The following is a 13,506-nucleotide window of genomic DNA, read 5'->3' on the forward strand; positions in this document are numbered from 1 at the left end:
AAAGGCCTCAGACTTTAACGCAATTCACACATTTCACTAGCTGTCCGACGGCTTCCCACTCGATCGGGGCGCCCCGATGGCGGCGCCCGCTTTGACGCCCCCGTCCTTCGCGCCGGTCGGGACCTCGAAGGATTCCAACGCCTCCAGCACGTCCTGGACCCGGGAGATCTCGGCGTTGATGTCCTCACGCCGGCGCACCAGGACCTCCAGCTCGCGCTTGCCCTCCTCGACCGTGCGGCGCGCCTCGCGGATCGCCTCGGCCTTGAGCTCCTCGGCCTCCCGTACGAGCGTCGCCTTCTTCTGCTCGGCCTCCTTGAGCAGCCCCTCGGCCTTCTTCACGGCGGCGATACGCACCTTGCCCGCCTCGGAGTTGGCGTCCGACACCAGCTCCTTCGCCTTGGCCTGCGCCTTGGCGAGCTGCTCCTCGGACGCCTTGATGAGCGCGTCGCAGCGGTCGCCGGTCGTCCTCATCGTCTCGGCGGCCTCACGGCGGGCCCGCTCGTGCAGCCCTTCGATCTCGCTCGTGATGCGGTCGCGCAGCTCCTCCGCCCGCTCCCTTATGGCGGTCGCGTCCCGGCGGGCGCCGACCAGCAGTTCGTCGGCGTCCGTGCGGGCCTTCTCCACCCGGGAGTTGCCGTCGACCGTCGCCTCGGAGACCAGTCGCTCGGCCTCGTTGCGGGCCGCGCCGACCATCGAGTCGGCCTGCGCCTCCGCGTCGGCCGTGACCTGCTGCGCCTGCTGCTGTGCCTCCGTGAGCAGCTTGTCCGCCTCGGCCGCGGTCTCCGTGATGAGCGTGTCGACCTGCTCGGCCGCCTCGGAGCGCCGCTTGTTGGCCTCCTTGCGGGCCTCGTCCAGCGTCGAGTCGGCCTCCTCGCGGGCGACGCTCATCAGACGGTCGGCCTCCGCCGCCGCCGACGTCCTGACGCGCTCGGACTCGGTGCGGATCCGCTCGGCGTGCTGCTGCGCGGAACCCACCGTCTCGGCGGCCTCGGCGCGCAGCCGCTCCGCGTCCCCGGCGGCGTCCGAGATCAGCTTCTCCGCCTTGGCGACCGACTCGGCCCGCAGCCGGTCGGCCTCCGCGATCGTCTCGGACTGGAGGCGCTCGGCCTCCGCGATGGTCTCCGTCTGGAGCCGCTCCGCCTCGTTGCGGGCCTCGGTGATGAGGGTGTCGGCCTGCGTCGCCGCGTCCGAGCGGATGCGGTTGGCGTCGTCCCGGGCGTCCGCGCGGGTCCGCGAGGCGTCCTGGTCGGCCTGGGCGACGGCGTCCGAGACCTCGGTGCGGACCCGCTGGGCGTGCGCGGACGCCTCCGAGCGCATCCGCTCCGCCTCGGCGATCGCCTCGCCGACGGTCTGCTCGGCCAGCGCCTGCGCGGCCTCCGACGCCTCGCTCGCCTCGCGCCGGACCCGGTTCGCGTCCTCGGCCGCCCGCTCCTGCACCGCGTAGGCGTCGGAACGGACCCGGTCCGCCTCCTCCTCGGCCTCGCGCCGGGTGCGCTCCGCCGCGTGCTCGGCGGCGGAACGCAGCCCGTTGATCTCGTCCTGCGCCTGCTCGTGCAGCCCGACGACGGACTCCCGCACCTGCTGCGCGTGCTGCTCGGCCGCCGACACCATCTCGTTGGCCCGCCGGTCGGCCTCCTCGACCAGCCGGACGGCCTCGGTCTGTGCCTCCTCCACGCGCTTGCGCGCCGAGGCCAGCAGATCCTCGCTCTGCCGACGGGCCTGCTCGCGCTCCTGGTCGGCCTCCTGGCGGGCGGAACCGAGGAGCTCCTCGGCCTCGCGGCGGCGCCGGAGCGCCTCCTCCTGGGCGGCGGCCAGCGTCTCGGACGCCTCGGTGGCCAGCCGCTCGGCGGCGGCCTGCGCCTCCGCGCGCACCCGGTCGGCGGTGTCCTGCGCCTCCGACTTCAGCCGCTCCGCCTCGGCGGCGGCCTCGGAGCGCAGCCGTACCGCGACGGCCTCGCCCTCGGCGCGCGAGGCGGAGGCGTCGCCGGCGGCCTCGTCGCGCAGCCGGTCCGCCTCCGCGGCGGCCTGCTGCTGGAGCGTGCGGATCCGCTCCGCGGCCTCCGAGCGCAGCCGGTCAGTCTCCTCGCCGGCCTCGCGGCGGATCCGCGCGGCCTCCTCCCGGGCGTCGGTCAGCGCCTGCTCGGCGGAGGCGAGCCGGGCCTCGGCCTCGGTGTGCAGCCGGGTCAGCTCCTCGGCGGCCTCCGCCTGCCGGGCCTCGACCCCGCGTTCGGTCTCCTCGCGCAGCTCGCGTGCGGCCTGCTCGGCGTTCGAGGTGATGGTCTCGGCGAGCTCCACCGCCTCGTCGCGCTGGCGCTCGGCCTCCGCGCGGGTGCGCTCCAGGGTCTCCTCGGCCTGCCGGCGCAGCGTGGTGGCGCGCTCGATGGCCTCGGTGCGCACCTTCTCGCTGTCCGAGGTGGCCTTCTGGCGCAGCTCGTCCGCGTCGGCCTTCGCCTTGGACAGCAGCTCCTCGGCGGTCCTGGCCGCCTCCTCGATCTGCTGGACGGCCTCCTTGCGGGCCTCCGCGCGGATCTTCTCGCCCTCGGCGACCGCGTCGGCGCGCAGCTGCTCGGCGTCGCCGCGCAGCCGACGGGCCTCCTCCTGGAGCTCGACCGTCTTGGCGCGGTACTCCTTGGTGTCGTCCTTCGCCGAGCCCTTGAGCTGCTCGGCGATGTCGTGCGCCTCGGCACGCAGCCGGTCCGCCTCGGTCTCCGCCTCGCGGCGGATCCGCTCGGCCTCCTCGGCGGCGGCCTTGGTGGTGTTCTGCGCGTCCTCCTGCGCCTTGTTCAGGACGTCCTCGGCGGTCTTCGCCGCCTTCGACAGCTGGGTCGCGCTCTCCTCGGCGGTGAGCGTGCGGGCCTTCTCGGAGGCCTCCGCGACGATCTTCTCGGCCTCGGCACGGGCGTCGGCGACGGCCTGCTCGGCGTCCGCCTTGGTCGCCTCGGCCTCCTTCGTGGCCTCGCTGACCAGCCGGGCGACCTGCTCCTTCGCCGTACGGGTGCGCTGTTCCTTGGCCGCCTCCGCGCCGGCCAGCGCCTTCTCGGCGGTGGCCTTCGCCTCCGCGAGCACCTTGTCGGCCTCGGCCTGCGCCTTGCGCAGCGCCTCCTCGGCCTCGGACATGCGCTGCTCGGCGGCGCGGCTGAGTTCACCGGCCTGCCGGCGGGCCGCGTCGGACTCCGTGACGGTGGAGGTGCGCAGCTGCTCGGCGTGGTCGCTGGCCTCCTGGGCCTGGCTGGAAGCGGCGTTCAGCAGCCGTTCGGCGTCCGTGCGGGCCCGCAGCAGCAGCTGCTCGGCCTCCGCGCGGGTCGCCTCGGCGTCGGCCTGGAGCCGCTGGCGGGCCTCCGCGGCCACCCGTTCGGCCTCGGCGCGGGCGGCCGTCAGGGCCTGCTCGGCCTCGGCCCGCGACTCGTCGAGCAGCCGGCGCGCCTGAGCCTCGGTGCGGGCCCGCAACTGCTCGGCCCACGCCACGTTCTCGTTGACGTGCGACTCGACGTTCTGCCGGCGCTCGGCCAGCTCCTGGTCGAGCTGCTGACGACGGGCCACCGCCTCCTGGTGCAGCTCCGCCTGGAGCCGGGCCGCCTGTTCGGCGTGCTCCTGGAGGATCCGCTGCGTCTGCGCCCGGGCCTGACTCAGCTCCCGTTCGGCGTCCTGCCGCAACTGGTCGGCCTGCATCTGCGCGTTACGCAGCATCTGCTCGGCCTGGTACCCGATGTCGCCGCCGTCGAAGGCGGGCCGGGACATGATGGTGCGCCGCGCCTCGTGCAACTTGGCGCGCAGCACCTCGACCTGGTAGCCGAGGTCCTCGGCATGCTGGATCGCCTTTTCCCGCTCGGTCTTCAGCCGCTTCATCTCGGCTTCGAACCGAGTCAGGTGGTCGACGTCAGCCGCCGGTTCCCGCTCCTGGCTCTCGTAGCCCCGCACTGCGCGGTCCCATCCGTCCCTGGTCGCAAGCTTCCCGAACGAGCTCCGTCCATCCGCCGAACGGGGCTCCCGGGGAATGGTGTCAGATCAACGACGGAGCATGGGCTGCTGCCCCGACGCTCGTCCCCCGAAACCCGGACCCCGGCTGCGTCCCGCCGCCGTACGGCAGGACCGGGTCGCCCCGGTGTGAGCGGCGACCGCCCCCAACCCTACCGGCCCATATGTACGAGGGTCAGTGCTCAGGTGACTCAACAGGCGCCGATGTGACCAGTTCTGTCAGTACTCCGTGGCAATCCTTTGGATGCAGGAAGGTGATTCGTGACCCCATGGAGCCGCGTCGCGGCTCTTCGTACAGAACGCGTACGCCCTTGTCCTTGATGTCCGCGGCGTCCGCGTCGACATCCGCCGTACCGAAAGCGATGTGGTGGACGCCCTCGCCGTTCTTGTCGAGCCACTTGGCGACGGTGGAATCCGGTCGTGTCGGCTCCAGAAGCTGGAGGTAGGAGGCCCCGCCGTCGGACGTATCGTTGATCTTGAGCATGGCCTCGCGCACGCCCTGCTCCTCGTTGACCTCGGAGTGGAACACCTCGAAGCCGTACGTGGAACGGTAGAACTCGACGGTCGCGTCGAGGTCGTGGCAGGCGATCCCGATGTGGTCGATTCGCGTCAGCATGTTGTCAGTGGAGCGCGGCCGTGACGGTTACGCAACGTGCGCGCGATCACACTGACGGCCCGATGACGGCACGGAGTGCCACTCAGTACATTCGAAGTAAACCCTCGTTCACTCCTCGGCCAGTGCAGGCCGGTAAGGGGAATCGCAGCTCATGACTGACTCGACTGGTACCAACGGCACGACCTCGGTGATCGTCGCGGGCGCGCGGACGCCCATGGGACGGCTGCTGGGCTCCCTGAAGTCCTTCTCCGGAGCCGACCTCGGCGGCTTCGCGATCAAGGCCGCCCTCGACCGTGCGGGGATCGGTGGCGACCAGGTGCAGTACGTGATCATGGGGCAGGTGCTCCAGGCCGGGGCGGGGCAGATCCCGGCCCGTCAGGCCGCGGTCAAGGCCGGCATCCCGATGAGCGTCCCGGCGCTCACGATCAACAAGGTGTGTCTGTCGGGCCTCGACGCGATCGCGCTGGCCGACCAGCTGATCCGCGCGGGTGAGTTCGACATCGTGGTGGCCGGCGGCCAGGAGTCCATGACCAACGCCCCCCACCTGCTGCCGAAGTCCCGCGAGGGCTTCAAGTACGGCGCGATCGAGATGCTCGACGCGATGGCGTACGACGGTCTGACCGACGCCTTCGAGAACATCGCCATGGGCGAGTCCACGGAGAAGCACAACACGCGGCTCGGGATCGCGCGTCCCGAGCAGGACGAGATCGCCGCGCTGAGCCATCAGAGGGCCGCCGCCGCGCAGAAGAACGGCATCTTCGCGGCCGAGATCACCCCGGTCGAGATCCCGCAGCGCAAGGGCGAGCCGGTCGTCTTCAGCAAGGACGAGGGCATCCGCGCCGACACCACCGCGGAGTCCCTGGGCAAGCTCCGCCCGGCGTTCACCAAGGACGGCACGATCACCGCGGGCACCTCCTCGCAGATCTCCGACGGCGCGGCGGCCGTGGTCGTGATGAGCAAGGCCAAGGCCGAGCAGCTGGGCCTCTCGTGGATCGCCGAGATCGGCGCCCACGGCAATGTGGCCGGGCCGGACAACTCGCTCCAGTCCCAGCCCTCCAACGCCATCCTGCACGCCCTGAAGAAGGACGGCCTGGAGGTCTCCGACCTCGACCTGGTCGAGATCAACGAGGCCTTCGCCGCCGTGGCGGTGCAGTCAATGAAGGACCTCGGCGTGTCCACGGAAAAGGTGAACGTGAACGGCGGCGCGATCGCCCTCGGCCACCCGATCGGCATGTCCGGCGCCCGTCTCGTCCTGCACCTGGCCCTGGAGCTCAAGCGGCGGGGCGGCGGGGTCGGCGCGGCCGCGCTGTGCGGCGGCGGCGGTCAGGGTGACGCGCTGATCGTGCGGGTACCCAAGGCCTGAGCCCCCTCGCACGCCTCGTGCACGTCTTACCCTGAACGGATCTGAACGGAGCTGTGATGCAGGACGTCTCCTCGCTGGTCGCCCAGGCCAGGGAAGGCCGGCCGCGGGCCGTGGCCCGGCTGATCTCCCTGGTGGAGGGGGCGTCCCCGCAGCTCAGGGAGGTCATGGAGGCGCTGGCCCCGCTCACCGGCAACGCGTATGTGGTGGGCCTGACCGGTTCACCGGGCGTGGGCAAGTCCACGACGACGTCCGCGCTGGTCACCGCCTACCGCAAGCAGGGCAGACGGGTCGGGGTGCTGGCCGTCGACCCGTCCTCGCCGTTCTCCGGCGGCGCCCTGCTCGGCGACCGCGTCCGGATGTCGGAGCACGCCTCCGACCCCGGCGTCTACATCCGCTCGATGGCCACCCGCGGCCACCTGGGCGGCCTCGCCTGGTCGGCCCCGCAGGCGATCCGGGTGCTGGACGCGGCGGGCTGCGACGTGATCCTGGTCGAGACGGTCGGCGTCGGCCAGTCGGAGGTCGAGATCGCGTCGCAGGCGGACACCAGTGTCGTCCTGCTGGCCCCCGGCATGGGTGACGGCATCCAGGCCGCCAAGGCCGGGATCCTGGAGATCGGCGACGTCTACGTCGTCAACAAGGCCGACCGGGACGGCGCCGACGCCACCGCCCGCGAGCTGAACCACATGCTCGGCCTCGGGGAGGCCCGCGGCCCCGGGGACTGGCGCCCGCCGATCGTGAAGACGGTCGCCGCCCGCGCCGAGGGCATCGACGAGGTCGTCGAAGCGCTGGAGAAGCACCGCGCGTGGATGGAGGAGCACGGCGTCCTCACCGAGCGGCGCCGCTCCCGCGCGGCCCGCGAGGTGGAGACGATCGCCGTCACGGCCCTGCGCGAACGCATCGGGGACCTGCACGGCGACCGCCGGCTGAGCACGCTCGCCGAGCGCATCGTCGCCGGCGAACTGGACCCCTACCGGGCGGCGGACGAACTGGTGGCGGGGCTGACGCACGGCTGACGCGGCAAGCGCGGGGCGGCTGAGGCAGGGCCGCGGAGCGGACGTCGGCGGGTGCGCGTCTGCCCGGCGGTCGCCGCCGTGCGTCGCGCGACGCGTCCGGGCCCGGCGGCGCACCGGCCCGCCCCGGACGCGGGGACGAGCCGACGAGCGGTTCGTAAAAGCCGTCGTCGGGCCCCGGGCCGCGCTGATACGGTCGCGTTCATGTTCCTTCTCTTGGCATAGGGCCCGCCTCGGCCCGTGATCGGTGAGCGGCGTTCGGCCGCCCCGCTCGCGGCGATCAGGCGTCCCCTTTCTCCTGCCATGAGTCGAGGAACTCCTCATGTCCGCTTCACCTGCCGTGCGGCCTTCGTATGCCGTCGTCCTGCGCGTTCCGCACGCCCGCCGAACCTTCGCCGCCGCCCTCACCGGACGGCTGTCGTACGGGATCGTCCCGCTGTCCCTGATGCTCGCCGTGACCCGCTCCTCGGGCTCGTACACGGTGGCGGGCACCGTGATGGCCCTGTTCGGGGCCACCACCGTCTTCCTGTCGCCCGCCCGGGCGGCCCTCATCGACCGGCACGGGCCACGCCGGGCGCTCGTCCCGATGACCGCCGCCTACCTCGCGGTGCTCGTCCTGCTCACCCTGGTCCTCGCGCGCCCGGCCGGCGCCCCGGCTCCCGTGCTGGGCGTCCTCGCCGCCACCGCGGGCGCCTGTGTGCCGCCGCTGGGGCCGACCATGCGGGCGGTGTGGGGGAGGCTCACCCCGGACCGCGCCCTCCTTCAGCGCGCGTACAGCCTCGACGGGGTCGCCGAGGAACTCCTCTTCGTCACCGGGCCGTTGCTCGTCGGTGTGCTCGTCGGCTTCGCACCGCCGGCCGCGGGGATCGTCGTCGGGGCGGTCCTGATGGCCGTGGGCACGGCCGGGTTCCTGTCCTCGCCGGCCCTGCGGGCGGTGGGGCCGGGCAAGGCCACCGTGCGGCGGGGCGGCGGCGGTCTGCGCGGGCTCGGGCGGCCGGTGGTCGCCATCGCGGGCGTGGGGCTGGCGCTGGGCGTGGTCGATCTGCTGGTCGTGGCGTTCGCCGAGCGCCACGGGCACGGGACCGGCGGGGCGAGCGCCGCCTGGGTGCTGGCCGCGCTGTCGGCCGGCAGCGCCGTCGGCGGGCTGCTCAACGGGGCCGTCACCTGGCGGGCGTCGGCCGGGGTGCGGCTGCCGCTGCTCACGGCGGGGCTCGGGCTGACGCTGTGCGGTGCGGGACTCGCGCCGGGGCTCGGCACGCTGGCCGTCGCCGTCGCGGCCGCCGGGTTCTTCGTGTCGCCGGCGATCACCACGGCCTATCTCATCGCCGACGAGATCGCCGCGCCGGAGGCCCGGGTGCGGGCCGGGGCGTGGGTCAACACGGCCGTGAACGCGGGCAGTACGGCCGGCACGGCGGTCGCCGGAGCGCTGGCCGGGTCGCTGCCGGTGGCGGTGTGCTTCGCGCTGACCGGAGCGGTGGTGCTGATGACGGCGGCGGCCGTCGCCAGACGCGCCCGGAGGGGCACGAGCGATCTCGTGCCCCTCGCCTGACGGCCCCCTGACGGCCGGACGGACGCCAGGTCAGTCGTCGAGCTCCTGGGTGACCTTGCCCGTGCGTACGTCGACCTGCCACTCGCCGGCCTTGGCGGTGTCCACGCTCCAGACCGTGGCGCGGTCGTCGTCGTCCAGGTCGACGTCGGTCACCGCGCCCTTGGCTGCGACGGCCAGCGCGGCCTCGCGGGCGTCGACGTCCGCGCCCTTCAGCTCGGCGAGGTCCTCACGGCCGTCGTCGTCGCCGTCGTCGTCGGTGTCGCGGTGGACGCCGACGACCTTGCCGGTGTGGGGGGAGACGGCGACGGTCTGCTCGACACCGTCGGCCTCGACGACGTCCACGTGCCAGGTGCCCGCTTCGGCGCCGTCGTCCTCCCGGTCGGCGCCGACGGCGGTGCCCGGCGTGTGCCGCAGCGCGGCCGCGATCGCCTCGGCGGCGGTGGCCTTCGAGGAGCTCACCGTGCTCCCCGTGGCCCGGTCGGCGGCCACCTGCTCGGCGGCCCGCGCCTTGGGAGCGCCGGTCTGCGCGTCGTCGTCCGCGAAGGCGACCGCCGCACCCCCGCCGATCACGACGGACGCGGTGACGGCGGCGATGACGAGCTTGCGCTTCATGAGGTTCCTCCCGGTGGGGTTGCTTTCGACCTGCTTCGGTCTCGACGGGAACCAAGCTGCCTGAACGCACCTGAAGCCACGCTGAAGCAGCCTGAAGATCACTTCAGGTTCGGTTTGGGACCCTGGTGCGATGTGGCTGTTGATCGTGGAGGACGAGAAGCGACTGGCCAGGTCGCTCGCGGGCGGCCTGACCGCCGAGGGCTACTCCGTGGACGTCGTCCACGACGGGCTGGAGGGGCTGCACCGGGCGAGCGAGTCGCCGTACGACCTGATCATCCTCGACATCATGCTGCCCGGCATGAACGGCTACCGGGTCTGCTCCACCCTGCGTGCCGCCGGCAACGACGTCCCGATCCTCATGCTCACCGCCAAGGACGGCGAGTACGACGAGGCGGAGGGCCTGGACACGGGCGCGGACGACTACCTCACCAAGCCGTTCTCGTACGTCGTCCTGGTCGCCCGTGTGAAGGCGCTGCTGCGTCGCGGCGGACAGGGGGCCGGGGCCCCGGCCGTGCACGTCCTGGGCGACCTGAAGGTGGACACCGCCGCCCGGCGGGTGTTCCTGCGGGACGGCGGCACGGAGGTCGAAGCCGCTCTGACCACCAAGGAGTTCGCCGTACTGGAGCAGCTCGTCGTGCGGGCGGGCGAGGTGGTGTCCAAGACCGAGATCCTCGACCACGTCTGGGACTTCGCCTACGACGGCGACCCCAACATCGTCGAGGTGTACGTCAGCGCGCTGCGCCGCAAGCTGGGCGCGGGGCTCATCCGGACCGTGCGCGGCGCCGGTTACCGGCTGGAGCGACCGGAGACGGCGCGATGAGCCGCCGGTTCGGGTCCGTGCGGGCCCGGGCGACGCTCGGCGCCACGTTCGTGGTCGCCGTGGCGCTCCTCGCGGCGGGGGCGGCCGTGCTGCTGTCGCTGCGCTCCAGTCTGACCGGCCAGGCCGGCGGACAGGCGGAGCGCACCGCGCGGACCGTCGCCGCCCAACTGGCTCTCGGCACGCCGTACGACAAGCTCTCCTCGCTGGACGACGACGAGCGGGTGGTCCAGGTCGTCGACGCGAACGGCGAGCAGGCCGCCGCCACCGAGGACCTGGAACGGATCACCGGTGTCGGCACGAGCGTGGCGCGGGCGCGGGAGGACACCGGGGACGACACCGGGGACGACACCTCGGAGGGACCGGGAGAGGAATCCGGGGAGGATCCCGGGGCGGACGGCGGGGGCGCCGACCTCGACGACGACTCCGCCCAGGACTCGCTCGAACCCGGCGAGATCGGCGACGAGACCCACTTCGACGACGGTTCCGCGACCGTCGACGGCGACACGGCCGACTACCGCTTCGCCGCCGTGGATGTCCGGGACCCGAGGAAGGGCCTGCTCACCGTGTACGCGGGTGCGTCCCTGGCGGCTGAGCGGAGCGCCGTACGCACCGCCCTCACCGTCATGCTGATCGGCTTCCCTCTGCTGCTCGCGGTGGTCGCGGGAGTGACCTGGCTGGTCACCCGGCGGGCGCTGCGCCCGGTCGAGGACATCCGGCGCGAGATGGCCGCGATCACCGCCGCCGCCGATCTGACCCGCCGGGTGCCCGAGCCGGACACCCACGACGAGGTCGCCCGGCTCGCCCGCACGACGAACGAGACGCTGGCCGCGCTGGAGACCTCCGTGGAACGTCAGCGCCGGTTCGTCGCCGACGCCTCGCACGAGCTGCGCAGCCCCATCGCCTCGCTGCGTACCCAGCTCGAAGTGGGTGTCGCGCATCCCGGGCTGCTGGACGTGTCGGGCGCCGTCGAGGACACCGTGCGGCTCCAGCGGCTGGCCGCCGACCTGCTGCTGCTCGCCCGGTTGGACGCGGGGGAGGGGCCGGTGGCCGGCGCGCGGGTGGATCTGGCGGCGCTGGCCCGGGAGGAGGCGGCCGGGCGACCGGACGTGGCGGTGGAGCCCCTGGAGCCGGAGTCCGTGGAGCCGGAGTCCGTGGAGGTGGCCGGATCGCGGGGGCAGTTGGGGCGGGTGCTGGCCAACCTGCTCGACAACGCGCACCGGCACGCCCGTTCGGCCGTCACCGTGACCGTGCGGAGGGCGGGCGGGCAGGCCGTCGTCGAGGTCGCCGACGACGGGGACGGGGTGCCCGAGGCGGACCGGGAGCGGATCTTCGAGCGGTTCGTACGGCTCGACGACGCCCGCGGCCGTGACGACGGCGGGGCCGGCCTCGGCCTGGCGATCGCCCGCGACGTGGCCGTCCGGCACGGTGGCACGCTCACGGTCCGTGAGACGCCGGCAGGCGGAGCCCTGTTCGAGCTCCGCCTGCCGATCGCCTAGACCGATCGCCTGAACCGATCGGCTAGCGGGTGTCCCTCACGGGCGTCCCCGCTGCCCGCGCAGGTGTTCCGCGACGGGTTTCAGGGCCTTGGAGAGTTCCGTCGTGGACTCGGGGGAGAGGAGGTCGATGAAGTGCCGCCGCACGGATTCCACATGATGGGGCGCGACCTTCTGCATGGTCTCCATGCCGTGCTCGGTCAGGACCGCGTACAGGCCGCGGCGGTCGGACTCGCAGTTCTCACGGCGCACCAGGTTGGCGCTCTCCATGCGGGTGATCTGGTGCGAGAGACGGCTCTTGGACTGGAGGGTGGCGGACGCGAGGTCACTCATCCGCATCCGGACGCCCTCCGACTCGGAGAGATTCACCAGGATCTCGTAGTCGTTCATGGTCAGGCCGAATGGTTGGAGATCCTTTTCGAGCTGGTACGTCAACAGCCTGTTGACCTCCAGGTGGGTGCGCCAGGCGCACTGCTCCGCATCGGTCAGCCAGCGCGTGGCCGTTTCGGTCTCCATAAATGAAGTCTACCTAAAATGTTGAAAGGCGAACTAGTGAGGGTGGTGTGACGGTGCGCACGCGTTCGATGTCACACTCCGCAGACTACCGCTCACAGCCCGAAGCGACGCTGGAGGTCCCCCAGCTGTCCGGGAAGGCGCGGTGCGCCGGTTTGCGCGCCGTGGCCACCGTGCCCACCGGGTACGCCGCCCCCGCCGGGCACTCCCGGCTCGTGCGGAACCGCCCCCGTCGCCTGCTCGGCCATGAGCAGCTCGGTCGACTGGAGCAGCACCGTCCCGGCCCCCACGAACTCGAACTGGTGCTCCTCCCCGGAAGCCCCTCCGAGGCCTGTCAGTGCACGTAGACCGCCCATCAGGCCGGTCATGTACCCGTGGTCGTAGTGATGGCACGGAGAGGGGCAGTCGGCCCACCCGACGAGTGCCTGCGGGTCGACCCGGATCGGGGGTTCCATGAACACCACCGGACCGTTAGATGCCGCGACGAACTTGCCGGTTCCGATCAGCGTGAGAAATCCCGGCACGATCGACTGCTTGAGCGACAGAGTTGGCTGAAAAGCAAGCAGATTGCCCGAGCGAATGGTCAGGTTGCCGTCGTCGAGGTCGTACGAATTCACGTCGAAGGCCCGGTCGGCGAGGAGCATCTTGCCCGATCCCTCCGCCACGACCCAGTCGCTGGCGTGCAGAGGCGAATGGAACGAAGTGCGGACCAGACGGTCCAGCCGGCCGTGTCCGATGCCGTTGAAGTCGATCGACCCGTAGTAGGCGATCATCTTCCCCTTCTGGAGGAACCACTGGCTCCCCTTGAGCTCCACGCAGAAGGTGTAGCTGTTCACGTTGTCGTCGACCGGCAAGGTCATCGGGTCGTGCACCGTCGGGCCGCCGCCCGGAGCCCCGTACATGCTCACAGCTTCTCCTCCGACGCCTGGACGAACACCGCACCGCTGCCGCTCAGCTCCAGCTGGAACGCCTCGCCGGAGCCCCGGCCCACCATGTCCCGCCAGCCCAGCGCCGTCGACAGCTTGTTGCGGACGTCGCCGTGGTGGGCGACATAGGCCTGGGGGTCGACATGGACCGGGCGCTGCGGGGTGATCGGCACCTCGAAGACTCCGCCGTGGGCCATCACGGCGACGGCCCCTTGCCCCTTCAGGGTGGTGGTGAACAGGCCCTGTCCGCTGACCTGGCCGCGGACCATGCCCATGACCCCGCCCTGGGAGCCCAGGAACATCGTGCCCTGCTGGAGGGTGCCCTCGAAGGCGAGCAGGCGGTCCGCCTCGACGTACAGCGTGTCGCCGGTGAGCCGGATGACCTGGACGTGGTGGCCGCCGTGTCCGAAGAGGACCGTGCCGTTGCCCTCGACGGTCATCAGGGGGGTGTCCTCGTTGGCGAGCCGCCGCCCGATCATGGACCTCACCCCGCCCTGCCCGCCCTGGACGTTGGGGGTGAAGGCCACCTCGCCGCGGTAGGCGAGCATGGCGCCGCGCTGGCTGAAGAGCCGTTGGCCGGGGACGACGGTCGCCTCGACCATCTTGGAGTTGATCTCGCGGAAGGTCAT

Annotated in this window: 11 protein-coding genes; 5 read left to right on the top strand and 6 right to left on the bottom strand. The window is 72.4% G+C overall.

All coding sequences use genetic code 11. The features are described from left to right. Positions 1-36: 36 nt before the first annotated feature. On the bottom strand, positions 37-3,918 hold the full coding sequence (gene scy, locus G9272_RS30605; RefSeq protein WP_171399497.1) for a polarized growth protein Scy: 3,882 nt from the start codon (positions 3,916-3,918) through the stop codon (positions 37-39). A 232-nt stretch (positions 3,919-4,150) separates the two neighbouring features. Next, complete coding sequence (gene mce, locus G9272_RS30610) at positions 4,151-4,591, bottom strand: methylmalonyl-CoA epimerase (protein WP_057603473.1); 441 nt, start codon at positions 4,589-4,591, stop codon at positions 4,151-4,153. A gap of 151 nt (positions 4,592-4,742) precedes the next feature. Between mce and G9272_RS30615 the strand changes: the two genes are divergently transcribed. From G9272_RS30615 to G9272_RS30625, 3 genes are all read left to right on the top strand, one after another. Then, positions 4,743-5,954 carry an acetyl-CoA C-acetyltransferase gene (locus tag G9272_RS30615; protein WP_171399498.1) on the top strand — a complete coding sequence of 404 codons (1,212 nt, stop codon included), beginning with the start codon at positions 4,743-4,745 and terminating at the stop codon, positions 5,952-5,954. Positions 5,955-6,010: 56 nt separating this feature from the next. Continuing rightward, positions 6,011-6,967: a methylmalonyl Co-A mutase-associated GTPase MeaB gene (gene meaB, locus G9272_RS30620; RefSeq protein ID WP_171399499.1), complete on the top strand. Its 957-nt coding sequence runs from the start codon at positions 6,011-6,013 to the stop codon at positions 6,965-6,967. Positions 6,968-7,286: 319 nt separating this feature from the next. Continuing rightward, a complete protein-coding gene (locus G9272_RS30625; RefSeq protein ID WP_171399500.1) occupies positions 7,287-8,513 on the top strand; it encodes an MFS transporter in 1,227 nt (408 codons plus the stop codon). Between the two features lie 30 nt (positions 8,514-8,543). On the opposite strand, the gene G9272_RS30630 is transcribed toward G9272_RS30625, so the two are convergent. Continuing rightward, the gene (locus G9272_RS30630; protein ID WP_171399501.1) at positions 8,544-9,125 is read right to left on the bottom strand and encodes a PepSY domain-containing protein; all 582 of its coding nucleotides are present in this window, start codon (positions 9,123-9,125) and stop codon (positions 8,544-8,546) included. Positions 9,126-9,255: 130 nt separating this feature from the next. Between G9272_RS30630 and G9272_RS30635 the strand changes: the two genes are divergently transcribed. Continuing rightward, positions 9,256-9,945 carry a response regulator transcription factor gene (locus tag G9272_RS30635; RefSeq protein ID WP_171399502.1) on the top strand — a complete coding sequence of 230 codons (690 nt, stop codon included), beginning with the start codon at positions 9,256-9,258 and terminating at the stop codon, positions 9,943-9,945. Next, a complete protein-coding gene (locus G9272_RS30640; protein WP_171399503.1) occupies positions 9,942-11,441 on the top strand; it encodes a sensor histidine kinase in 1,500 nt (499 codons plus the stop codon). Before G9272_RS30635 ends, G9272_RS30640 begins: the two co-directional genes overlap by 4 nt. Positions 11,442-11,477: 36 nt before the next feature. On the opposite strand, the gene G9272_RS30645 is transcribed toward G9272_RS30640, so the two are convergent. The 3 genes from G9272_RS30645 to G9272_RS30655 all read right to left on the bottom strand — a co-directional run bounded on the left by G9272_RS30645 (position 11,478) and on the right by G9272_RS30655 (position 13,506). Next, positions 11,478-11,954, bottom strand: coding sequence for a MarR family winged helix-turn-helix transcriptional regulator (locus G9272_RS30645; RefSeq protein ID WP_171399504.1), 477 nt, complete (start codon positions 11,952-11,954; stop codon positions 11,478-11,480). A 92-nt stretch (positions 11,955-12,046) separates the two neighbouring features. Further along, complete coding sequence (locus tag G9272_RS30650) at positions 12,047-12,853, bottom strand: AIM24 family protein (protein WP_171402246.1); 807 nt, start codon at positions 12,851-12,853, stop codon at positions 12,047-12,049. 2 nt (positions 12,854-12,855) lie between these two features. Continuing rightward, positions 12,856-13,506 carry an AIM24 family protein gene (locus tag G9272_RS30655; protein ID WP_171402245.1) on the bottom strand — a complete coding sequence of 217 codons (651 nt, stop codon included), beginning with the start codon at positions 13,504-13,506 and terminating at the stop codon, positions 12,856-12,858.

This window comes from Streptomyces asoensis, from assembly GCF_013085465.1.
In the GTDB taxonomy this organism is placed as follows: domain Bacteria; phylum Actinomycetota; class Actinomycetes; order Streptomycetales; family Streptomycetaceae; genus Streptomyces; species Streptomyces cacaoi_A.

What these genes read in the sequence shown, in the direction of transcription:
- mce (WP_057603473.1), bottom strand. Translation starts at nt 4,591, where the DNA reads ATGCTGACGCGAATCGACCACATCGGGATCGCCTGCCACGACCTCGAC.
- G9272_RS30615 (WP_171399498.1), top strand. Translation starts at nt 4,743, where the DNA reads ATGACTGACTCGACTGGTACCAACGGCACGACCTCGGTGATCGTCGCG.
- meaB (WP_171399499.1), top strand. Translation starts at nt 6,011, where the DNA reads ATGCAGGACGTCTCCTCGCTGGTCGCCCAGGCCAGGGAAGGCCGGCCG.
- G9272_RS30625 (WP_171399500.1), top strand. Translation starts at nt 7,287, where the DNA reads ATGTCCGCTTCACCTGCCGTGCGGCCTTCGTATGCCGTCGTCCTGCGC.
- G9272_RS30630 (WP_171399501.1), bottom strand. Translation starts at nt 9,125, where the DNA reads ATGAAGCGCAAGCTCGTCATCGCCGCCGTCACCGCGTCCGTCGTGATC.
- G9272_RS30635 (WP_171399502.1), top strand. Translation starts at nt 9,256, where the DNA reads ATGTGGCTGTTGATCGTGGAGGACGAGAAGCGACTGGCCAGGTCGCTC.
- G9272_RS30640 (WP_171399503.1), top strand. Translation starts at nt 9,942, where the DNA reads ATGAGCCGCCGGTTCGGGTCCGTGCGGGCCCGGGCGACGCTCGGCGCC.
- G9272_RS30645 (WP_171399504.1), bottom strand. Translation starts at nt 11,954, where the DNA reads ATGGAGACCGAAACGGCCACGCGCTGGCTGACCGATGCGGAGCAGTGC.
- G9272_RS30650 (WP_171402246.1), bottom strand. Translation starts at nt 12,853, where the DNA reads ATGTACGGGGCTCCGGGCGGCGGCCCGACGGTGCACGACCCGATGACC.
- G9272_RS30655 (WP_171402245.1), bottom strand. Translation starts at nt 13,506, where the DNA reads ATGACCTTCCGCGAGATCAACTCCAAGATGGTCGAGGCGACCGTCGTC.